The organism is Streptomyces sp. NPDC088387 (genome assembly GCF_044753385.1).
Classification (GTDB): domain Bacteria; phylum Actinomycetota; class Actinomycetes; order Streptomycetales; family Streptomycetaceae; genus Streptomyces.
In genome coordinates, this window is record NZ_JBIVNC010000026.1 from 25,618 (window position 1) to 47,882 (window position 22,265).

A 22,265-nucleotide genomic window follows, 5' to 3' on the forward strand; every position below is an offset into this window, starting at 1 on the left:
ACTGGAGGTCGTCCGAGTGTTCGGCGCACGCGCACTTGCCGGTACCACGTTGGCGCTGGTGGTCCTCGCCCTGTCCGGCTGCTCAACCCCCTGGGGCTGCACCGACACGACCGCGGAGCGCGGTGAGGCCGGAGTCAGGGTGCGGGTCGAGAACACGTACAGGCAGGTTCTCGACGTGAGCGCCGAGGTGGTCGACTGGCGCCTTGAACCCCACCCGCAGGTGCCCGCCGAGGGTGACCAGGTCCACTTCCGCTTCCGCTTCGACGGCGCCGACGACATGTCCGGCCCCGCACTGGACGTCTGCGCGGTCGACGGGGAGCGGGTGGCGCTGGGGTGCCGGACGGTCTACTCGTACGAGGCGTTCGGCCCGGGCGGCAGCGACACGGGCGACCAGTGGCTCGCCGTCGAGCACCCCGGGCGGGTCGCCGAAGTACTGCTGATCCCCAACGACCAGTCATACGACGGCCGCACCTGCGACCAGGACGCCAAGGACGGCGGCGGGCCGCACCCTCCGAAACCGGCCGCCGTGGGTGACCGCCTGTAAACGCCCGTACCGCTCACCCGTCACCCCGGGAGACCGGTCTCGTCGCCGCCGGCGCCGGGTGGGGCGTCTACAACGCCACGAGGTTCGCGCTGGAGGGCCTCTCGGCCGACCGCCGTACGGGACGGACTCGAAGCGTGGGAGCCGGTGTCCCTCACGGCCGACTTTCCGCAGTCGTAGCGGTAGCCGCAGCGGTGGCCGTGGCCGTGGCCGTCGGCAGGAGGTGCGACACAAGGCCGTGGGCCCAAGCCGAGGTGAGGGGCTCGTTGGTGAAGACGGCCCGGTAGTACAGCGGGGCGAGTACGGCGTCCGTGGTCCGCTCCAGAGCCGGGGGCTCGTGCCCCCTGGCCTGCTCGCGTTCGAGGATGGCTTCGAGTTGCTGCTGGCGTTCGCCGCGGCAGGCGGCGGCGCCCTGTTCTCCGCCTATGCCGATGGTGGCGCGCACCAGGGCGAGGGTGTCCGGGTCGCAGAGATCTTTTGCCAGGTCGGACGCGTACCGCTCCAGGTCGCCACGGAGGGTTCCGGTGTCCGGCACCACGATGTCGCCGGTGAAGCGGCTCGTCGCGACGTCGGCGAGCAGTTCACCGATGGAGCCCCAGCGGCGGTAGACCGTGGTGGCGTGCACGCCGGCGCGCGAAGCCACGACCGGGATGGTCAGTTCACCGGCTTCGTCGGTGAGTAGGTCCTTCACGGCCTGATGGACGGCCGCCCGCACCCGGGCAGAACGGCCGCCTGGCCGGCTTTCGGTGCGGCGGGGGGATGTCGTGGCAGGCATACGGCCAGTATCGCACTGATCACTGCCTTTGTATCGCATCGATCGCTGCGTTTGTGTTACCGTCGAGCCGCTAACGCAATGATCACTGCGAGGCGGCTGCCTCAGGAGGTGAGTCCCGCTGTGTCCAGTCTGGAATTCGCGGGCCCCGAGAAGGGCCTGAAGACCACGCCCACGTCCGCCGACACATCGCCCCGCGGGCCGGGCAAGGGCGCCTTCGCGGCCGTGGCCGCGGTGTTCATCCTCTTTCTGGCCGCGTCCAGTGCCCCGTCCCCGCTGTATGTGATCTATCAGGAGCAGTGGCATTTCGCGGCGTGGACACTGACCGTCGTCTTCGCGCTGTACGTCTTCGGCCTGCTGGCCTCGCTGCTGACCGTGGGAGCGCTGTCGGACCATCTCGGCCGTCGACCGGTCCTTGCTGCCGCGATCGCTCTGGAAGTGGTCGCGCTGGTCCTCTTTCTGGTCGCGGGGAACGTGTATGTCCTGTCCGCCGCCCGCGTGTTGCAGGGCGTGGCGACCGGGGCGGCGACAACGACCCTGAGCGCCATGCTTGTTGACCTTGAGCCGGTGCGCGGGCGGGCCGGGGTCGTCACCTCCATCGCACCGCTGAGCGGACTCGCGGCCGGCGCACTGGGCAGTGGCACGCTCGTCGAACTCGCGCCGTCACCAACACGGTTGGTCTACGCGGTGCTGCTCGCCGGAATGACGGCCGCGGCGGTCGTGGTCGCGCGGGCACCCGAGACCTCGCCGCGTCGCCCGGGTGCCGTTGCCTCCTTGCGCCCGCGGGTCGCGATGCCGGCCCATCTGCGCGCAGACCTTGCGCCTCTAGTGCCTGCGGGCATTGCGGCTTGGGCGCTCGCCGGCATGTACCTCTCCCTCGGCCCGTCCGTCGCCGCCCAGTTGCTGGGGCTGCACAGCCATCTGATCGGCGGCGTCGTCGTGACGCTCCTGGCGGGCACCGGAGCGGTCTCCATCACCCTGCTCCGCTCCCGGCCTGCCTCGGCCTTGTTGGCCCCGTCGGCCGCACTGCTCGGGATCGGCACGCTGATCTCACTCACCGGGGTGGCACAGGACCTCGCCTGGCTTGCCGCGGTCGGCACGGTCGTCTCCGGCATCGGCTTCGGCGCCTCGGTGCTGGCCGGCTTCGGGACCCTGGCGCGCGTCGCCAAGCCACATGAGCGCGGCGCCGTGTTCGCCCTGGCGAACGTCATCAACTACCTGGGTAACAGCGTTCCCGCCGTGCTCGGGGGAATCGCCGTCACCACCGTCGGACTGAGGACGGCATCGGGGATCTACGCGATCGCCATCGTGGTGATCACTTTCTCGGCCCTGGCACTGCGTCTGAACCAGGTACGCGGAGAGCGCCGCGCATGCGCATCCGCGCAGGTCGCCCCATGCGGTTGAGCCGCCCAGCAATATCCACACGCCAACCAACAAGGCCTTTCACCACCTCTGACAAGGAGAGACCATGAAGACCAGGGAAAAGAAGCACCTTGAGGCCCAGCGGGACGACCGCACGACCATCAGATACACGGTCAGTGGCCCGGCCTCGGGAACAACGCTGGCGCTCATCCATGGATGGGGCGTGGATCGGACGGACTTCGACGAGATCACCGATCACCTTCCTGACGACGTTCGGGTCATCGCCGTTGACCTCGCTGAGCACGGCGAGTCGCGGTCGACGCGAAACGTCTGGACGATCGAGGAGTTCGGTCGCGACGTAGCCGCCGTCCTGGAAGCGGAGTCGGTGGAGTCGGCCGTCGTCGCCGGGCACTCCCTCGGCGGGGCGGTTGCCGTGGAGGTCGGCCGGCAGTTGCCCCACACGGTGTCGCACATCGTGGCCCTCGACGCCCTGCACTACCTGGGCCTGTTTCCCAAGCAGAGTGCGGAGCAGATCGAGGCGATGGAGAATCTCTTCCGCCAGGACTTCGAAGGAGGGGTACGGGGGCTGGTTGAGGGAGGTTCGCCCGCCGGAACCGACGAGGCCCTCAAGGAGGCCTACTTCAAGAAGATGGTCGCGGTACGGCAACCTGCCGGCCTGCACTCCATCTGCGGCCTGGCCCGCTGGGACATGGACGCGGCCCTGAGCGAGACGAAGCAGCCGATCACCGTCTTCGCAGTACGGGCCCTCACGGACCGGGAAGCGATCGAACGCTACGGCGACCGCGTAGACATCGTCCTCATCGACCTCGGCAGCCACCACTTCCAGGTGGAGGCCCCCGAAGGCACGGCGCGCCTTCTGACTGGCGTGTTGGGCTCCAAGTAGGCACTGGGTAGGGCCCCCTACCGCGCTCGAAGGACTTCTCACCGCCTGGCTCTCACAGGTGGAGAATCCGCGGCCGTCCCCCAGTAAGTGACGTAGTCCGGAGGTCAGTCGACCAGCGCTTCACGGTGTGCCGTGAAGTAGTCGGCGATCGACGTGGCCGGCCGGCCCGTGAGCCGTTGGACCGTGTGAGTCGTGATGTCGTACCAGCCGTCGCGTTTGGCGACGCCGGCCGCGGTCCAGGCGTGCGCGAAGTGTTCGGGGACTCCCTGTTCCAGGAGCCGCCGGGGGTGTTCGGCGTCGGAGACCTCCTCGTGCCGGACGCGACGACCGGTGGCCTCGGTCAGCGCGTCGGCGATGTCCTCGTCGGTGACCGCCGTGGGGCCGGTGACTTCGAGGATCTCTCCCCGGCTGCCGCCCTCGGCCAGGACGGCGGCGGCCACCGCGGCACTGTCGTCACGGGTGAGGTGACCGATGCGTCCGTCCCGGCTGTTGCTGGGCAGGACTCCGGTGGCCACGGCTCGGGGGGCCACTCCGACCAGGGTCAGCATCTCGGCCCACACGTTGAAGCGCAGCACGGTGAAGGGCAGTCCCGAGTCCGCCAGCAGGCGTTCGGTGGTCCCGTAGTCGGGGACCAGCGGGTTGGGATGGCCCGGATCCCCGGCGCGCGTAATGGAGGTGAAGACGACATGGCCCACACCCGCCTTCGCGGCGGCCTCGATCGCACGGGTGTGCTTGGGCAGCCGGTCGTCGGTGCCAATGCTGATGACGAGCAGCCGGTCGACGCCGTCGAGGGAGCGGACCAGCGCGTCCGGTTCGTCGAAGTCGGCGTGCCGGGTCCGCACACCCAGGTCGGCGACGGCGGCCGGGGTGCGGGTCAGTGCCAGGACGTCGGCGGCGTCGGCGCGTTGGACAAGGTGACGGATGGTCAGGCGGCCCAGATTCCCCGAGGCTCCGCTTACTGCGATCACAAAAGGCTCCTCTGCTGTGTGCGTAGCCTGAGGATCAGTGATGGCCTACAGGTCCCGAAAGAAGGCACATTGATGTCACCCCTCCAGCCGCCCCACCAGCCGGGCCTCCAGTCACCCCGCCACCCGGCCTCCGTGGACGAAGCCGTTGACGTCACGGTGCCGGTGACGGTCGACGACCACGAGGCGTGTCCGGCAACGGCCTTGCTGCGGCGCATCGGTGACAAGTGGAGCCCGGTACTGCTGTCACTGCTGGCCCGGCGCACCCACGGCTTCAACGAGCTCGACCGGTCGGTCCAGGGCCTCAGCCGCCGCATGCTGGTCCGTACGCTGCGCTCGCTGGAACGCGACGGGCTGATCAGCCGGACCGTTCACCCGAGCACTCCGCCACGTACCGAGTACGCCCTGACCGACCTCGGCCGCTCCCTGCGGGACCTGCTGGTCACGCTCGGGCAGTGGGCCGTGGTCCACGAAGGCGAGCTGGAGACGGCGCGGGCCCGTTACGACGCCGCGTCCTGACCGGCCCGACGCGGCCCGACGCAGCCCGACGCGGCCCGACCGCGGCGCGGGACGTGCTCATTCCTTCGTCGCTCCGGCCAGCATGCCCGACACCAACGTGCGTTGGGAGAACAGGAAGAGCACCAGCACGGGCAGGATGGCGACGATGATCGCGAGTGCCAGTTCCGGGATGGTGATGTTGAGGCCGGCGCCGGCCACGGGGTTGAACGACGGGGTGGACGTGAGGAGTTGGTTGAGGCCGACCTGGACCGGGAACTGCTCGCTGTTCGGCAGTACGAGATAGGGCAGGAAGAAGTTGTTCCAGTTGCCGACGAAGCTGAAGAAGGCGACCAGTCCGATCACCGGCTTGGCGAGCGGCAGCGCGATTCGGGTGAAGAGCTGCCACTCGTTGCAGCCGTCGATCCGCGCGGCCGACAGCAGGTCACGGGGCAGGCTGCTGCCGAAGTAGATGTACACGAGGTACACGCCGAACGGGTAGAACGAGAAGGGCAGGATCACGGACCAGACGGTCCCGATCAGGTGGAAGCGGTTCAGCTCCAGGAAGACGGGCAGCACCAGCGTGGCCTGCGGCATGATCATGGTGACGAGGGTGATCACCAGCAGTGTCTTGCGGCCCTTGAACTTCGTCAGGGCGAGCGCGTAGCCGGCCGGCACACTGACCAGCAGGGTCAGGACGAGCGAACCGCCGGAGTAGACGGCGGAGTTGCGCAGCCAGGTGACCATCACGCCGTCCTGGAAGGCGAACAGGTGCCGCCAGGCCGTGCCGATCTGGCCGAAGGAGCCGAAGGACAGCGGGTTGTCCCGGACCACTTCGCCCGCGGTCTTGGAGGGCGCGAGCAGCAGCCACACCACCGGCAGGACGAAGAACACCAGCAGCAGGGCGAGCAGGACTCCTATGACCAGGAAGGAGAGGAGTCTGGAGGGGCGGGCACGGCGGCCTTGGAATGTCGAGGAGGCGATGGATTGCGTCATTTCTCATCCAACGTGAACAGGTTGGAGCGGGCGACCAGGAGGCCGGCCGCGATGAGCCCCACGATCAGGAGGACTACGGCGATCGCGGCGGCGCCGTTGAAGTCGCCCTGCTGGAAGGCGTAGACGTAGGCCAGCTGGTTGGGTGACCAGGTGGGGCTGACCCGGCCGAGGCTGGCGGTCTGGAGCAGCTGTGGTTCGACGAACAGCTGGGTGCCGGTCGCGAAGGCCATGATGGTCATGTAGACGATCCACTGCCGGATCATGGGGATCTGGATGTGCCAGGCGGTCCGCCAGGGGCCGGCGCCGTCCATCCGGGCGGCTTCCAGCACCTCGTCGGGGATGTTGTTCAGGGCGCCGTACATCACGACCATCCAGCCGCCCGCGCCCGTCCAGAACGCGATCAGCATCAGGATGAGGGGCAGGTTGCCGGGTGAGAGCACGGCGGCGAAGGTGTGCAGGCCCATGCTCTCCAGCAGCCAGGACACCGGGCTGACGTCCGGATCCAGCATGAACAGCCACACCAGGACGCTCGCCACACCGGCCAGCGCGCCGGGGATGTAGTACAGGAACCGGAACAGCGCCGACGTACCCGGCCGGACCCGGCCGCGCAGCACCACGGCGACCAGGACGACCAGAACCACCAGGGTGACCAGCCACAGGGCGAGATAGACCAGCATGTGCGTGAAGGCCGGTACGAAGCGGTAGTCCTGGACGACCTTCACGAACTGGTTGAGGCCCGTGAACTGGCCCTGGTCGTTGGTGAACGCCAGGTAGAACGAGTAGCCGGTCGGGAAGACCCCGAACGCGACGAGCAGTACCGCGTATCCGGCGACGAAGAGATAGCCGGCCGTGCTGCGGCGCCCGCGCCGCGGCGGGGTGCCGCGGCGCGGGGCGGAGACAGTCGCACGCTCGGTCTCCAGCAGCGTCACTGGGTGACCACCTTGTATCCCTGGGCCTTTGCCTCGTTGGCGATCTCGTTCTGCCAGGCGGGCAGGGTCGCGGTGAGGCTCTTGCCGGCGGTCAGGGCGGGCAGGACGACGCTGGACCAGGCGGTGGCGTCGGAGAAGCGGGTGTTGGACCAGCCCGTCCACACCGCCTGGGCCGCCTGCTGGAACGGTCCGCTCACGTCGTTGGCGAAGTAGTCACTGTTGGCCGGGTTGGCCAGCCACGCCTCTGCCGCCTTGGTGTACGCGGGGTACGTGGGCGCGGTCGCCTGGTTGGCGTCGGACGTGGTGAGCCAGGTGACCAGGTCGGTGGAGGCCTTGAGGTTGGCGCTGTGCGAGGACACCATCCACACACCGCCGCCCACATTGCCGGTGGCGACCGTCGAGTCGCCCTGCCATGTCAGCGGGGGCGCCGCGGCGATCTGCTTGGCCGGGGTCTTGAAGGCGGTCTTGAACAGGTACTGGCCGTACCAGGACGGCCCGTACGCCATGAGGACCTTGTTGCCGCTCTCCTTGGCGAAGCCCTGGCTGAAGAAGCCCTTGGTGGTGACGGCCTTGGCGTCGATCAGGCCGTCAAGGAGCTTCGCGGTGCGGGTGCAGTTGGGGTCCTGGAGGTCGGTGCGCAGGGTGTCGGGCTTCGCCAGGTCGAAGGCCGGGCACTGGCCGGACCAGAAGTAGGACTCGTGGGAGTTGGTGTCACCGACCGAGCCGACGAGGTAGCCGGGGTGGTCCTTGGCGACCTGCTTGCCGAGGGCCTCGTACTCCTCCCAGGTCTTGGGGACCGTGTAGCCCCACTTGTCCATGAGGGGCTTGTTGTACCAGAGGACGACCTGGGCGATGTCGTTGCGCAGGCAGTAGGTGTGACCGTCGAACTGGCACGGTGTCAGGGAGCCCTTGGCGAACCCGTCGAGGGTGCTCTGCGGGACCAGGTCGGCGTCCAGGGGGGCGGCGAAGGGCTGCGCGCCGGGCTTGGTGGCCCGGGACGCCCAGGTGACGTCGGTGGGTGAGCCGAAGACGACGTCGGGCCAGCCGCTGCCGGTCCGGTCGAACAGCTGCACCTTCGACTGGAGATACGTGGAGCCGTCGGCGCCGCCGTCGTACGTGACGATCTTCAGCTTCGCGTCCGGGTGCGCCTTCTGGTAGGCCTCCACGGACGGCAGCCGGGTCGAGTCCGCCCACACCGTGATCTCGGAGCCGCTCTTCTGCTCGGCCGGCTTGAAGGCGGGCGCACTCGAGGAGGCGGACTGCGGGGTGGTGTCCGCGCTGGCGCACCCGGCCAGTGCGGCCGCGGTGGCCAGGGAGAGAGCGGCGGCCGTGGTGCGCACGACCGCGCGGCGGCGGGAAACTCTCGGAGATCCGGAAGACCTCATCGTCTTGCCTTTCTGTTCATGCCTTGCTCTGTGCCCGCGAGGTGGGATTCCGCGCGGCTCGGGTGGTGCGCCGGGTGGGGGCGGCGGCGGTGGCCGTCGACGGAGACGGCCACCGTGCGGTCAGCGCGGTTGTTCGACGAACGGCAGCAGCGCGTCGCCGTAGCCGAAGTCGAGGGGAAGCGCGATGCCCGGTCCGGTGGGGGCGTGGACCAGACCCTGGTCGTCCACGTGACGTTCGCGCACCACGTGCGTGGCGGTCACCAGGGACTCGTAGTAGGTGGTGTTGGAGATGGCCATGCACAGGTGGTGGTTGGGGATGTCCGAGCCGTGGATCTCGGCCCGCAGCCGGTAGGCGTCGGCCAGGTGTGCGGTGCGCATGGCTCCGGTGATGCCGCCCCGCAGGGTGGTGCCGGCACGTACCCCGAAGGTCGCGGCGCCGGCCCGGATGAAGTCCGCGGAGTTCATGTGGGCCCCGTCGGAGGTCTCGCCCACCAGCAGGGGGATGTCCACCGCTTCGGCGAGCTTCTGGTACGCGGAGATGCTGAACTCGCGCATCGGCTCCTCGTACCAGAGGTAGTCGGCCTCGGAGAGTGCCCTGCCCAGCCGGATCGCGTCGGGCAGGTCGAAGCCCGCCGACCCGTCGTACATGAGCGGGACGTCCGGACCGACGTGGTCGCGCAGCGCCAGGCAGAGGGCAGCGTCACGTCTCGCGTCGCCCCAGGCGTGCAGTTTGATGCCGTGGTAGCCGAGGGCCAGGCACTGGTCGGCGACGTCGAGGAACTCCTCGGTGGAGGAGAACGTCGACGTGGAGGCGTAGGCGGGGATCGCCTCGCGGAAGCCGCCGAGCAGCCGCCAGACCGGTTCGCCGTGGTAGCGGCCCGCCAGGTCCCACAGCGCGATGTCGATGAGACCCAGTGCGGGGAGCGGGAGTTCGTGGATCCGGTCGAGCTCCCACACCCGGTGCCACAGCCACTCCCGCTGGAAGGGGTCCGCGCCGAGCAGTTCGTCCCTGAAGACTCGCTCCACCAGGTCGTGGAGGGTGGCGAACGCTCCCGGGCGGGCGAACAGGGCCACACCTTCCACGCCGTCGTCGGTGCCGATGTGCAGTACGGCGCCGTCACCGGCCGGGGCGCTGCCGCTCAGGCCCTCCCGCCACCGGAAGGGCGGGCTGGCCGCCGGAACGTCGATCCGGTGTACTTCGACATGGGTGATCTTCATCCTGGCTTTCGTCTCTGTGTGGGCGGAACCGGCGGGCGCCGGCGGGTGCTGAGGCCGCCGGCGCCGGCCGTGCGGGGGGGCTCAGAAGCCGCCGTAGACGCCGATCTCGTAGATGCTGCCGCCGTTCCAGCTGGACCCGGTGACGGTGAGTCGCAGGTAGCGGGCGGTGACGGACTCGTCGGCAAGTGAGTAGTTCGTCTGGGCGGTGGTGTTGGCGTCCGTGTGGTCCTCGAACGTCGACCAGGTCTGGCCGTCGGTCGAGTACTCCAGCCGGTAGCGGTAGCCGCTGGACTTCTCGAAGGTGGTGACCACACCGGTGACGCCGGTGTCCTTGCCGAGGTCGACCTGGATCCAGGACGGGTCGGGCAGACCGAGTCCCTGCGCCCAGCGGGTCGACAGGTCACCGTCGAACGCCTTGGCGGGTACGTTGCCCTCCGAGTCGGAGGACGCGGTGGCCGGCTTGTTCAGCGCCAGGCTCTTGTCGCCCGGGGTGGTGACGACGGCCGCCGTGCTGGGTTCCGAGGCGTTCAGGGCCGCGTCGCGGGCCACCACGGTGAACGAGTACTCGGTGTCCGCGGTCAGTCCGGAGACGCGCAGTGTGGTGTCACCGGTGACGGCGATGCGCTTGCCGTCCTGCTGGACGACGTAGCTGGTGACGCCGGTGTCGTCGGTCGCCGCGGGCCAGCTCAGGTCCACGACGGTGGGCAGCAGCGGCTCGACCGTGGCCTTGCCGGGGCTGCTCGGGGCGGTGTGGTCCGTGGCGGGGGCGGCGGGGGTGCCGTAGACCTGGAAGTCGTAGATGCTGCCGCCGTTGCCGCTGGAGCCGGTCACGGTGAGCCGGACGAAGCGGCCCGTCACGGGGTCCGGGGTGTGCACGTAGTCGGTCTGGGCCGTGGTGTCGGCGGCGGTGCGGTCCGCGAGTGTCGTCCAGTGGACCTCGTCCGGGGAGACCTCGATGCGGTACTTGTATCCGCTGCGCTTCTCGAAGGTGGTGATGGTGCCGTCGATGTCGTACGAGGCGCCGAGGTCGACCTGGATCCAGGACGGGTCGGGCAGACCCAGGCCCTGGGCCCAGCGGGTCGACAGGTCGCCGTCCGCCACCTTGGCGGGGACGTTGCCCTCCGAGTCGGAGGACGCGGTGACCGGCTTGTTCAGCGCGAGGTCCGTGCCGTCGGGCATGGTGAGGCGCAGAGTGCGGCTCGCTCCCGACTCGTTGCCGGCCGCGTCACGCGCGCTGACCTTGAAGGAGTAGGTCCGCCCGGCGGTCAGGCCGGGGATGCGTACGGACGTCCCGCTGGAGGCGTTGACGAGCTTGCCGTCCTGGAACACCGAGTAGCCGGTGACCGCCTTGTTGTCCGTGGACGCGGGCCAGCTGAGGTCGGCGACGGTCGGGAAGTCGGTGACCGCGGTCGGGGTGCCGGGGACGGTGGGCGCCTGGCGGTCGGTGACCGGGGTGCCGGGGTCGAGGTGACGGTAGGGCTTCTGAAGGCCCGCGTTGTTCACGATGGAGGCGGGCAACTGGTCGCAGGCGCCGACGGTGACGTTGTCCGTGACCGTGTTGTTCTTGCTGAGGTACTGGACGCTGAAGCCGGGGTTGGTGGTGAAGTTGCCCTGCGCCTTGTTCTCCTCGGCGTGGTTCATCAGCAGCCACTGGAAGGCGACGTCGCAGAAGGCGTTGCCGGTGTTCGTCCAGTGCCGGCTGCCCTCGTCGTGGTAGACGGCGCCATAGGCGTGTTCCGGTACTCCGTGGATGTAGTTGCCGGAGACGGTGCCACCCGGGTTGTTGCTGAGGGTGTAGACGCCGCCGCCGTCGGCCTGCGACTTCATGATGTCGCTGATCTCGTTGTCACTGACCACGTTGTCACGGCTGATGGTCGGCTTGTCGGACACCGGGATACCGGCGTTGTTCGGGTAGGCGGAGTTGCCGCCCTGGTCGGTCAGACCCCAGCCCCAGCCGACGGAGATACCGCTGTAGGGCAGGTCGTGGACCTTGTTGTGGGTGATCACCGTGGAGTCGGTGTAACCGGCCAGGATGCCGAGGGAGCCGTTGTACTGGTCGGCGACCTTGGTGACGACGTTGTTGGAGACCCGGGTGTCCTTGGTGATGTCCCGCGGATCGTCGGGGTGCGCGTCACCCCACTCCACACCGCCGATCTGGATACCGGTCGCGGCGATCTGGCGGAAGACGTTGCCGGTGATGTCGGTGCCCTGGGTGCCGGTGTTCAGGTTGAGACCGACCGCGCCGAGGTGGGTGAAGGTGTTGCCCTCGAAGTCGACGTTGCGCCCGTGGCTGACATTGACCGCGCCCGGGGTCTTCTTCCAGTTCAGCCGGGTGGAGTCGAAGTCGGGGTTGTCCTTGCCGACCATCCGGAAACCGGCCTGGCCCTCGATGTGCCCGTCGGGTGAACTGGGCGCGAGCCAGGTGGAGTGGGAGAAGGTGAGGCCCTCGAAGGAGATGTTCTTGACGGGCTTCGTGCGGGTGCCGTTCAGGTCGACCAGGTCCTGGACTACGGGGACGGTCACGTCCGCGGTCGCCATGCTCTGGCCGGACTCGGGCATGTAGTAGATCTCGCCCGCGCCCTTGTCCAGGTACCACTCCCCCGGACTGTCCAGCAGCTCGCGGGCGTTCTCCAGCCACGTCGGGTTCTGGATCTCCTGGCCGCTCTGGAGGTGCGCGTTGCGCCAGCACGGCTGCTGCATGGTCATCTGCCCGGCCGCGATGGACTCGACGGGGCAGCGCATCAGCTTCCAGCCCCAGCTGCTGACCACTTCCAGATCCGCGGGGCGCTTGTACGCGTTGAGGCTGGAGTCGGTGAAGGTGTAGCCGGTGGCGTTCTTCGCGAAGCCGGAGGGGTTCTTGCCACTGCGGGCGCGGGTCTTCAGGTCGCCGTTCACATACAGCTGGCGGGTGTCGATGCCGCTGAGCCTGGCCTTGTAGACCTTCCCGTCGGCGTCGGCCTTCGTCCACCCGGTGACCTGCTTGCCACCGCTGATCACCGGGTTCGCGCCGGGCGCGGCCTCGTACACGATCCGCTGACCGTCACGGCCCGAGTCCTGCGCGGTCAGCGTGAAAGTACTGCTGATGCGGTACGTGCCCGACTTGAGCCGGACATGGATGTCACCGCGGACCTTGGACTTGGCGTCGCGCACGAAGTCCCGTGCGTACTCAAGGGTCTTGAAGGGGTGAGCGGAGGTTCCGCGCCCGCTGTCCCTGCCGGTCGGGGAGACGTAGACAACAAGGTCGGAGTCGGTGGGCGCGGCCTGGGCCGTCACCGCGGTCAGTGGCGCCGACACAACGGCCACGGACACGGCGGCTATCAGGGTTCTCCGCAGGGGTACGGCTCTGCCCCTGCGAGCAGACGGAAGAGACATGGGTATCCAATCGCCTGGGATGGTGGCCCGGGGCGCCGGTCGTCCACCGGCGCCCCGGACTGTCGGGCGGCGTCGTGCCACCGTCGGGCAACGACATGTCGCGGTCAGGGAGCGACATGTCGCCGTGGGGACGCGACGTATCGCCGTCCGGGAGCGACGTGCCGCTGTCTGGGAGCGACGTGTCGCTGTAAGGGGGCGTCCACGCCCCCGTCGGAAGGCGTCACGCCCACGTGGGGCGGTGAGCGCCGGGCGGTGAGCGCGGGGCCGTTTCTAGGAGGCCGAGCTGTGCGGCGGGGACTCCGCCTCGCCACCGCCGGCCGGCGCCCCGGGAGCGGGGCGGTCGCCGAGGTTGAACAGCCGGTCACGGATCTTGCGTTCGAACTGGCTCTGCGTGGTGGCGATGTGTTCCACCATCAACCGCCCCGCCAGCTCGGCCTCCCCCGCGGAGACCGCCTCGGCGATGGCGAGATGCTGGCGGGCGGCGACCTCCAGCGATCCGGGTGCGTCCCCGTGGAAGAGCAGCACGTCGGACTGGGACGCGAGGCGCCGTACACCCGCGACACTCGAACGCAGGAACACGTTGTGCGAGGCCGCGCCCACCGCGTCGTGGAACGCCTCGTCGGCGCGCGCGAAGGCATGGCCGTCGTACCGCAGTGCCGCTTCCAGCGACACCTTCGCGCTCTCCCGGATGGTCCGGACCTCGATGGGTGTGGCGAGAGTGGCGGCACGACGGGCCGTCTCCGCCTCGATCACCGACCGGTAGTCGAGGAGCATCAGTACGTCTTCCATGCTCGTCGGCCGGAACTGGAGCAACTGGTCGTCGACCAGACCGCCGCCGCCCTCCGCGACGAAGATGCCCGCGCCGCGCCGCACGCTGAGCCGGCCGATCGCGGCCAGGACCTTCACGGCCTCGCGCGTGACATTGCGGGTCGCGCCCAGGATCTCGGCGAGGCCCTGCTCGGTCGGAAGCCTGTCGCCGGGACGGAGTCCCCGCTCGGCGATGTGGTCCAGCAGCTGCTCGGCCACCAGTTCGTACCCCGGCCGGTAAGGACGTGACGCCTCGTCGTCTCCCTCGTCGGAGACGCGTGACGATTCGGCCACGGTGTGCCCCTCTCTTGCCGCATCGGATTAATCCGATTCATCGATGGGCGTCACTATGACATCCGCGTTACGGGAAGGAAAGATGTTGGAGCAGACTGATTTTCACCGCCCCCAAAGCGCCCATCGGCCGCTCTATAAGGACATATCACCCCGACTCTTGCGCGGGATGAATGACATCCTTACTCTCCTGGGCGTCGGATGAAGCAGATCCTTCGATGAAGCAGATCCATCGCGGAGGGAAGGGTGAATGACGTGAAACGCTATGCCGCCGTGATCAGGCTGCGCCCCGAGAAGGAGGCCGAGTACCGGGAGTTGCACGCCGAGGCGTGGCCGGCCGTACTGGCGGCGCTCAAGCGGGCGAGGATCGCCAACTACTCGATCTTCCTGCGGGACGGGCTGCTGTTCAGCTACCTCGAGTACCTGGGAGACGACTACGCCGCCGACACCGCAGCGATCGCCGCCGATCCGGTGACGCAGCAGTGGTGGGCACTCACCGACCCCTGTCAGCAGCCGCTGGACAGCGTGGCCGAGGGCGAGTGGTGGGCGGACGCGGAAGAGGTCTTCCATCTGGACTGATCGCTCGACGCCGGACCCGGGCTACGGGCGGCCACGACGGCGAACTCCGCTCCAACGCGCGGCAGATGGTGTCAGGCCCCGGGTGGGACGCAGAGAACGGGCACGTTCGACATGTGCAGCAGCTTGTGCGGTGTCGACCCAAGGATCGCGCCCCGCATCGGACTCTCGCCCCAGCTGCCCACCACGATGACCCGAGCCTCGTGACGGGTCGCGGCGTCGATCAGGGCCTGGGCCGGCTTCTCGTCGAGCACCTCGACGACGGCCGGCACACCCGCGCGGCCCGCCTCCGCCACCGCGTGTTCGAGCCCGCTGCGGCCGGCCTCGCGGATCGCGTCGTAGTGGGGCCGGTACTCCTCGCCCAACTGCCCCGGCGCCGACGCCCCGTAGACCAGCACAAGCCGCTCGTCGAACGCGGTGGCCACCTCGATCGCGATGCGCAACGCGCGGGCGGCGCCCGGGGATTCGTCGTATCCCAGCACGACTGACATCTCAGGACTCCTCGCTCCGGCCGTGGACCATGGCCGGGTCGGCCACCCCGGGCCGCTCCCGCCAGTACGCGGGCGCCCACAGCCGCCGCACGATCATGACGACCACTCCGGTGGCGGCGATACCGATGCCGATCACGAGCGGGGGTCCGAGGCCGAACCAGGAGTCGCCGCTGTAGGAGTTCGCCGGATCGGACATGTCGGTGACCGACCTGACCAGCAGCCATGCCAGCAGTCCCGCGCCGACCAGCGGACCGAGGCCGATCAGCAGGAAGTTGTGGACGCTCTCCAGGAGATGGCGCCGGTAGTAGACCGCGCAGGCGACGCCCGTCAGTGCGTAGTAGAAGGCGATCAGCAGGGAGAGTGCGGTGAGTGAGTCGAAGAGGGCGTTGGTGCTGATCTGGTTGACCACGAGGTACCAGGCGATGGCGATGCCGGCGACCCACCACGTACTCACGTCGGGGGTGCGGAAGCGCGGGCTGATGTGGCCGTAGTGCGCGGGCAGCGCCTGCCGGCGGGCCATCGACAGTGCCGTGCGTGACGCCGGGATGATCGTGGTCTGGGTGGAGGCGATGGCGGAGGTGGAGACGGCCAGCAGCAGCACCCAGTCCCAGCCGCCCAGTACGTCGCCGGCGAGCTGCGCGAAGACGAACTCCTCCTCCCCCGCGTTGTCCGCGAGGAACGCCGGTCCGGCGTAGGCCACGACGGCGAAGCCCACGGACACATAGGTCACCAGCAGGATGACCGTCGACCAGAGGCCCGCCTTCCCGGGGGCGGTCGCCGAGTCCTTGACCTCTTCGGTGAGGTTGACCGCCGACTCCCAGCCCCAGTAGATGAAGACACCCAGGAGCAACCCGCTCGTCAGCGCAGCCCCGCCGGCGCCGAACGGGTTCAGCCAGCTGAGGGCCGGATCGACGGAGTCGTACTTGCTGGTGCCGGCGTAGGCGCTGTACAGCGCCACGCCCACGAAGATCAGCAGACAGGCGACCTGCGCCAGGATGAGGACGTTCTGCACCTTGGCCGACAGCTCGGTGCCGATGACACACACGGCTGTCATCACCAGGATCAGCAGCACGGTGAGCAGTTGGCGTACGAAGGTGTTGTCGACCCAGCCGTCGAGGCCGACGGCGAGCAGGACGAAGGTCACTCCCACGTCGGCGAGCGAGCCGACGACCAGGACTCCGGTCATGGCGATGGCCCAGCCGCCGAGCCAGCCGGCCCAGGGGCCCATCGCGCGGGTGACCCACGAGAAGGTCGTCCCGCAGTCCTGGTCGACCTTGTTGAGGTAGTAGAACGCCGACGCGATCAGCAGCATGGGCACGAACGACGCGAACATCACGCCGGGCGCGTAGATCCCGACGAGGGCGACTACCGGGCCGATGACGGCCGCGAGGGAGTACGCGGGAGACGTGGAGTTGAGGCCGATGACGAGGGCGTCCACGAACCCGATCGCGTTGGCCTTGAGTCCCGTGGGTCTGTCGGTGGGCGCGGTGTTCCCGGCGTTCTCGACGGCCATGTTTCCTCGCTCCGGTCGGGCCCGGAGGACCGGGCAGCACCGAGAGGCGTGTGCCTTTCATCGTAGGGAGCCCTGGCCTGACATGCACGCCCTGCGACGGCGGGATTCCGACGGGTCCGGTCACCGCACGCCCGTACGGCTGTCACCGCACGCCGTACCGCTGCCACCGCACGCCGTACGGCTGTCACTGCTCGCCCACACCACTGTCACTGCTCGCGCATGCCCCATGGCGCCTGGTAGTCGACGAGCAGGTCGAGGAAGGGCTGGGGCGGCAGCGCCTCGGGGCCCAGGACGCCCCGGCCCCGCCAGGCGCCGGACGCGACGAGTTCGAGGGCGGCCACGGGGTTGACCGCGGTCTGCCACACCACCGCCTGGGAGCCGTACTCCCGCATAGACCACTGGTTGTCGACCACCTGGTAGAGGTACACCTCCCGGGGCCGGCCGTCCTTGGTCCCCTTCACCCACGTGCCCGCGCACGTTTTGCCGTGCATACGGTCGCCGAGGCTCGCCGGGTCGGGCAGACAGGCGGCGACGACGTCCCGCGGCGACACCGCGACTCCGCCCTCTGCGCCGGGCACGGTCACCGGGTCCGTACGGTCGAGGCCCAGCTTGTGCAGGGTCCGCAGGACGCCGATGAACTCGTCGCCGAGGCCGTACTTGAAGGTGACCCGCCGGGCCTTCAGCCAGCGTGGGACCAGCAGCACCTCCTCGTGCTCGACGTTGACGCACTCCACCGGGCCGATGCCCTCCGGGAAGTCGAAGACCTCGGGCTCGCTGAAGGGTTCGGTGGTGAACCAGCCCCGCCCCTCCTCGTAGACGACGGGCGGATTCAGACACTCCTCAATGGTCGTCCAGATACTGAAGGAGGGGGCGAAGTCGTATCCGTCGACCACGAGGTTCGCTCCGTCGCGGACGCCGATCTCCTCGATCTCGTCGAAGAGGGTGTCGGCGGCGTGGCGGGCGAAGACGTCCGAGAGGCCCGGTTCCACACCCATGCCCACCAGGGCGAGCCGGTCCGCCTCCGCCCACTGCGCCGCCCGCTCGAACTGGGCGTCCCCCAGCTTCACTCCGCACTCCTCGTACGGGCGGGTGGAATGCGGCCGGGACAGGGACATCGCCATGTCGAGATAGTGGGCGCGCTCGGCGAGGGCGGCCTCGAACAGGGGCAGCACAAAGCGCGGATCGGTGGCGTTGAGGAGGACGTCACAGCGGTGTTCGGCGAGGGCCGCCCGTACTCCGGACCGGTCCGAGGCGTCGAGCCGTACGGCGGTGAATCTGCGTTCGCCGGGACCGAGCGCGGCGACGGCCGACTCCGCCCTCGTCCGGTCATAGTCGGCGACGACCATGTGCTCGAAGAACGAGCGGCGGGCCGCGATCCTCGTGATCGCCGTGCCGACGCCACCTGCTCCGACCATGAGGATGCGCATGCCGCGGCCCTCCTGCTCCGTCGAACGTCCGCTGAAAGTCCGTTGCCCGTCAGCCGCGTGTCCGTGTCCGTGTCCGTGTCCCCCGATGATGGCGCTTGGTCGCCGATCCGGCACCCGGGACGTCCCCGGCGGCCCCCGTCCGAGGCCCTGGCCGAAAGCGGCCTTCAACCTACAACTCGGGTACGACGCGCGCCCGTTGCCTCCTCCCTGAGAGGTACACAGGGACAGCCCGGCCGAGGGATCCGCTCGCCCGGCCCGTCCTCAAGGATCTTTCCGTCTGTACAGAACCTGTGAGCGGAAGGATCGATAACGTGCGCAGACGACGTCTCGCGCCCCTGTTGGCCGTGACCGTGACGGCAACGCTAGCTCCCGCGCTCGCCTCCTCCCCGGCCGTCGCGGTACCGGCCGCCACCACCGCCTCGGCCGCCACCACGTCGGCGGTGTCGTCCCCCACCACCCGGAGCGCGCTGAACCGGTACGTCCAGCAGAAGCCGCGCTGGAAGCGGTGCTCGGCCGACTCCCCGGCGGAGTTCGAATGCGCCACGATCAAGGTCCCGCTGGACTACCGGAAGCCCGGCGGCAAACGGCTCGACATGGCCATATCCCGGATCAGGAGCACGGCCCCCGGCAAACGGCACGGTGTCCTGCTCTCCAACCCCGGCGGTCCGGGCGGCCCGGGGCTCGACATGCCGCTCGGCCTGCGGGAGAGCCTCCCCGAGTCCCTGCGACAGAAGTACGACCTCATCGGATTCGACCCGCGCGGTGTGGGACAGAGCAGCCCGGTCACCTGCGACCTGACCCCGGACGAGCAGGTCTGGCTGCGCCCGTACAAGGCGGAGACGTTCGACAAGGACGTCGCCTGGGCGCGTGGTGTCGCCGACAAGTGCGAGGCGAACGCGGGTGACACGCTCGCGCACATCACGACACGCAACACGGCCCGTGACATGGATCTGCTCCGGGCCATCCTCGGCGAGCGGAAGATCTCGTACTTCGGCTACTCGTACGGCACCTATCTGGGCGCCGTGTACACCCAGCTCTTCCCGGGCCGGGCCGACCGGTTCGTGCTGGACAGCGCGGTCGATCCGGAGCGGGCCTGGCGGGGGATGATCCAGTGGTGGGCGGAGGGCGCCGAGCCCGCGTTCGACCGGTGGACGGAGTGGGCCGCCGCGCACGCGGAGACATACGACCTGGGTGACACCCCGAAGGAGGTCGAGGCGCTCTTCTGGGACCTGGTCGCGCAGGCCGACGAGGACCCCATCGACCTCGGTGGGTACCCGATCACGGGGGACGAGATCCGCAGCGCCGCCCGCCAGTTGGTCTTCTCACCGGAGGTGGCCAGCCAGGCGATCGCGGAGCTGAAGGCGGCCGCGGACGGCCGGCCGGCGTCGGCGGAGAAGCTCGCGCCGTTCACCACGGCCCGTGCCGGGGCCACGGAGGTCCCCTCCGACAACATGCCGGCGAGCTTCTGGGCCGTGCTGTGCGGCGACAACTCGGCCGCGTGGTCCCGTGATCCGGAGAGCTACCGGCAGGACGCCGTCAACGACAAGGCGCGCTACCCGCTCTTCGGCGACATCGCGTCCAGCATCAAGCCCTGTGCGTTCTGGGACGACTCCGTCGAACCGGCGACCACCGTACGCAACAAGGTTCCTTCGCTGGTCGTCCAGAACGAGTGGGACTCCCAGACCCCGCTCCCCAGCGGCCAGGCCCTGCACGCCGATCTCAAGGGCTCCCGCATGCTCACCGTCCACGGGGGCGAGGGCCACGGCGTCTACCCCAGCGGCAACGCCTGCACGGACGGCACGGTCACCGGCTACCTGCTCACCGGCAGGCTCCCGTCGAAGGACGTGACCTGCGAGGCCACCACCGCGTCCAACGAGGAGGCCCGAAAGAACCCGAACACAGCCCCGGGCGCCCCCTTCCCGAACAACACCCCGGACCGCTTCTGACCCCACCGACCGGGACCCCCTCACGGGGGTCCCGCCCCATCGATTCTCGCGAACAGCTACAGCTCGCCTCCGCTGAGTAATAAAGTCCAGCCAGGCATTGAATGTGTGGTGCGTCACATTGTGCCGCCCGGTGGATGGGGAGAAACCGGCGGTCCACAACTGGCGTGCGCTACAGGGGGGTGGGGCTGTGTACAAACTGATCAAGGGTGCCAACGTCGGTCTGGCGAGCCTGAGTGAGAGCGTCGACTCCGTGATGGTGAGTCTGGACTGGACGAGTCCCTCGGGGGAGGGCGACGCGGATGTCTCGGTTCTCCTGCTGGACACCAACGGCAAGGTCCGCAGCGACGCCGACTTCTACTTCTACAACAACCCGGTCGCCGCGGACGGAAGTGTGCAGCTCCTGGGCAAGACGCCCACGGCGAGCGGCAACAAGGACCGGATCAGCTTCGACCTGAGTGTGGTCCCCGGCGCCGTCGACCGGATCGTGGTGGCGGCGAGCCGTTACGACGGAGCCCACTTCGGCGAACTGGGCGACCTGCAACTGACGTTGGCCGACGGCTCCGGCGAGAACCTGCTCCGCTTCGCGATCGAGGACGCCGACTCGGTGAGCGCGTTCATCTTCGGTGAGCTGTACCGCCGCGGCGGGGAGTGGAAGATCCGGGCCGTGGGGCAGGGCTACGACGCCGGACTGGCGGGTCTGGCGACAGACTTCGGCGTCGACATCGAGGACGACGCGGCGGCCGAGGAAGCAGCGGACGGCTCTGCGGGTGAGGACCGGACCGACAGCGCGCTTCAGGCTCCGCCGCAGGCCACGCTCGACGCCGTCCCGACACCGCGGCAGCCCGAAGCGGGCGCGGGCCCGGATACGCATACAGACGCGGACGCGGATGCCAAGTCGAGGAAGGCCGCCGCGCGGCCCCGTACCGCCAAGAAGAAGGTCACCCTGCCCAAGGTGGTCAAGAAGTCCCTGGCGGAGAACGAGTCCTGGAAGGAGGCGCGGCTGTTCCCGGTCTCCGCGCTGAAGAGCGACCGGGACCGGGAGACGCGGGCGACGTCGGTGCTGCTGTCCGTGATGGCGCAGATCCCGGAGTTCGGCAGAAGGCTCATCGCCGCGTTCGGAGCACCGGCGGGCCGGATGGAGACGTTCGCCGAGGTGTCGCTGCCGCACGGGGAGTCCCCGCGCCGCCCGGACGGAGTGATCCGCGTCGAACGGGCCGGCAAGCTCTGGACGGCTTTGGTCGAGACCAAGACCAACGGGAACGCCCTCAAGGCCGAACAGGTGCAGGCGTACGTGGACATCGCCGCCCGCCGTGGCTACGAGGCCGTCATCACCCTCTCGAACGACGTCGCGCTGGAGGGCAGTCCGCTGGTCGACGTCAGGATCGATGGGCGGCGCAAGCACAAGGTGGCGCTGTGGCATCTGTCCTGGGCCGAAGTGGCCCACCAGGCCCAGATGCTCATCCGGCACGAGGGTGTGGGCAACATGGCGCACGCCTGGCTGCTCCAGGAGCTGCTGCGTTACCTCCAGCACGAGAACTCCGGATGCCACGGCTTCCAGAACATGGGCGCGGCCTGGGTCCCGGTTCGCAACGGCATCGACGACGAGACCCTGTGCCAGGGAGATCCCCGGATCCTGGACGTGGTGGAGAGCTGGGAGCGGCTCATCCGCCAGGTCTGTCTCGGACTGGGTGGCGAACTCGGCCAGCGCGTGCTGCCTGTTCAGCGCTCCAAGCGCGGAACCGACCCCGCGACCCGCCGTTCCCGCCTGGCGGACCAGCTCTGCTCCGACGGAAGACTTCAGGCGGAGCTGCGTATCGAGGGCACACCGGGTGTTCTCGGGATCACCGCCGACCTGCGTACCAGCAAGTTGCGCACCTCCATCGAGATCCCGGCGCCCGAGTTGGGCTATCCCCTGTCCTGGGCGAAGAGGCTGGTCCGACGGCTCGACGAGGCGCCCGCCGACCTGCACATCGAGACACTGGTCGAGGGTGAGACCGGCGGACCGCGGGGCACCCTGGAACGGCTGCGGCCGGAGCCGGCGGACATGCTGCCGAAGAACGGCACGCAGATCACCGGCTTCCGACTGTCCCTCTTCAAGGGCATGGGCAGCGGTCGCGGCAGCGCCGAGTCGGGCTTCATCAGCAGCGTCGACGCCGCCGTGAACCGGTTCTACGGCGTGGTGGTGGCCCCCCTCGACCGTCCGTCCCGCCGGACCCCGTCGGCGGAAAAGGTCACCACGGGCTGAGGCGACCCGCCCCGGGCACCACCCCGTACC

At 69.2% G+C, this 22,265-nt stretch carries 18 protein-coding genes; 7 read left to right on the forward strand and 11 right to left on the reverse strand.

Translation table 11 applies throughout. The features are described from left to right. Positions 1-16: 16 nt before the first annotated feature. A complete protein-coding gene (locus ACIQAC_RS39595) occupies positions 17-544 on the forward strand; it encodes a hypothetical protein (protein WP_402200404.1) in 528 nt (175 codons plus the stop codon). Positions 545-695: 151 nt separating this feature from the next. Here ACIQAC_RS39595 and ACIQAC_RS39600 read toward each other — a convergent pair whose 3' ends face one another. Next, on the reverse strand, positions 696-1,232 hold the full coding sequence (locus ACIQAC_RS39600) for a TetR-like C-terminal domain-containing protein (RefSeq protein WP_402200406.1): 537 nt from the start codon (positions 1,230-1,232) through the stop codon (positions 696-698). 204 nt (positions 1,233-1,436) lie between these two features. Here ACIQAC_RS39600 and ACIQAC_RS39605 point away from each other — a divergent pair, with 204 nt between their 5' ends. Next, complete coding sequence (locus ACIQAC_RS39605; RefSeq protein ID WP_402200407.1) at positions 1,437-2,717, forward strand: MFS transporter; 1,281 nt, start codon at positions 1,437-1,439, stop codon at positions 2,715-2,717. Between the two features lie 64 nt (positions 2,718-2,781). Then, positions 2,782-3,579: an alpha/beta fold hydrolase gene (locus ACIQAC_RS39610; RefSeq protein WP_402200409.1), complete on the forward strand. Its 798-nt coding sequence runs from the start codon at positions 2,782-2,784 to the stop codon at positions 3,577-3,579. 104 nt (positions 3,580-3,683) lie between these two features. On the opposite strand, the gene ACIQAC_RS39615 is transcribed toward ACIQAC_RS39610, so the two are convergent. Then, complete coding sequence (locus ACIQAC_RS39615) at positions 3,684-4,547, reverse strand: NAD(P)H-binding protein (protein WP_402200411.1); 864 nt, start codon at positions 4,545-4,547, stop codon at positions 3,684-3,686. 72 nt (positions 4,548-4,619) lie between these two features. On the opposite strand from ACIQAC_RS39615, the gene ACIQAC_RS39620 reads away from it, so the two are divergent. Then, on the forward strand, positions 4,620-5,063 hold the full coding sequence (locus tag ACIQAC_RS39620; protein WP_402200413.1) for a winged helix-turn-helix transcriptional regulator: 444 nt from the start codon (positions 4,620-4,622) through the stop codon (positions 5,061-5,063). 57 nt (positions 5,064-5,120) lie between these two features. On the opposite strand, the gene ACIQAC_RS39625 is transcribed toward ACIQAC_RS39620, so the two are convergent. From ACIQAC_RS39625 to ACIQAC_RS39650, 6 genes are all read right to left on the reverse strand, one after another. Next, a complete protein-coding gene (locus ACIQAC_RS39625; protein WP_402200415.1) occupies positions 5,121-6,035 on the reverse strand; it encodes a carbohydrate ABC transporter permease in 915 nt (304 codons plus the stop codon). Continuing rightward, entirely contained in the window at positions 6,032-6,964 is a 933-nt protein-coding gene (locus ACIQAC_RS39630; protein ID WP_402200416.1) for a carbohydrate ABC transporter permease, read from the reverse strand. Before ACIQAC_RS39630 ends, ACIQAC_RS39625 begins: the two co-directional genes overlap by 4 nt. Continuing rightward, the gene (locus ACIQAC_RS39635; protein ID WP_402200418.1) at positions 6,961-8,349 is read right to left on the reverse strand and encodes an ABC transporter substrate-binding protein; all 1,389 of its coding nucleotides are present in this window, start codon (positions 8,347-8,349) and stop codon (positions 6,961-6,963) included. Before ACIQAC_RS39635 ends, ACIQAC_RS39630 begins: the two co-directional genes overlap by 4 nt. Positions 8,350-8,469: 120 nt before the next feature. Next, on the reverse strand, positions 8,470-9,567 hold the full coding sequence (locus ACIQAC_RS39640) for an enolase C-terminal domain-like protein (protein WP_402200420.1): 1,098 nt from the start codon (positions 9,565-9,567) through the stop codon (positions 8,470-8,472). Between the two features lie 81 nt (positions 9,568-9,648). After that, on the reverse strand, positions 9,649-12,939 hold the full coding sequence (locus ACIQAC_RS39645) for a discoidin domain-containing protein (RefSeq protein WP_402200421.1): 3,291 nt from the start codon (positions 12,937-12,939) through the stop codon (positions 9,649-9,651). A 270-nt stretch (positions 12,940-13,209) separates the two neighbouring features. Further along, positions 13,210-14,040 carry a FadR/GntR family transcriptional regulator gene (locus ACIQAC_RS39650; RefSeq protein ID WP_402200422.1) on the reverse strand — a complete coding sequence of 277 codons (831 nt, stop codon included), beginning with the start codon at positions 14,038-14,040 and terminating at the stop codon, positions 13,210-13,212. Positions 14,041-14,292: 252 nt separating this feature from the next. Here ACIQAC_RS39650 and ACIQAC_RS39655 point away from each other — a divergent pair, with 252 nt between their 5' ends. Continuing rightward, a complete protein-coding gene (locus ACIQAC_RS39655) occupies positions 14,293-14,616 on the forward strand; it encodes an L-rhamnose mutarotase (RefSeq protein WP_402200424.1) in 324 nt (107 codons plus the stop codon). 71 nt (positions 14,617-14,687) lie between these two features. Here ACIQAC_RS39655 and ACIQAC_RS39660 read toward each other — a convergent pair whose 3' ends face one another. The 3 genes from ACIQAC_RS39660 to ACIQAC_RS39670 form a co-directional block, all read right to left on the reverse strand. Then, positions 14,688-15,104: a universal stress protein gene (locus tag ACIQAC_RS39660; protein WP_402200425.1), complete on the reverse strand. Its 417-nt coding sequence runs from the start codon at positions 15,102-15,104 to the stop codon at positions 14,688-14,690. A 1-nt stretch (position 15,105) separates the two neighbouring features. Then, positions 15,106-16,617, reverse strand: a complete 1,512-nt coding sequence (locus ACIQAC_RS39665) for an APC family permease (protein WP_402200427.1) — start codon at positions 16,615-16,617, stop codon at positions 15,106-15,108. 206 nt (positions 16,618-16,823) lie between these two features. Beyond that, complete coding sequence (locus ACIQAC_RS39670; protein ID WP_402200428.1) at positions 16,824-18,044, reverse strand: saccharopine dehydrogenase family protein; 1,221 nt, start codon at positions 18,042-18,044, stop codon at positions 16,824-16,826. A gap of 311 nt (positions 18,045-18,355) precedes the next feature. Here ACIQAC_RS39670 and ACIQAC_RS39675 point away from each other — a divergent pair, with 311 nt between their 5' ends. Beyond that, the gene (locus ACIQAC_RS39675; protein WP_402200430.1) at positions 18,356-19,990 is read left to right on the forward strand and encodes an alpha/beta hydrolase; all 1,635 of its coding nucleotides are present in this window, start codon (positions 18,356-18,358) and stop codon (positions 19,988-19,990) included. A 187-nt stretch (positions 19,991-20,177) separates the two neighbouring features. After that, positions 20,178-22,235: a TerD family protein gene (locus tag ACIQAC_RS39680; protein ID WP_402200431.1), complete on the forward strand. Its 2,058-nt coding sequence runs from the start codon at positions 20,178-20,180 to the stop codon at positions 22,233-22,235. The last annotated feature ends 30 nt before the right edge of the window (positions 22,236-22,265 follow it).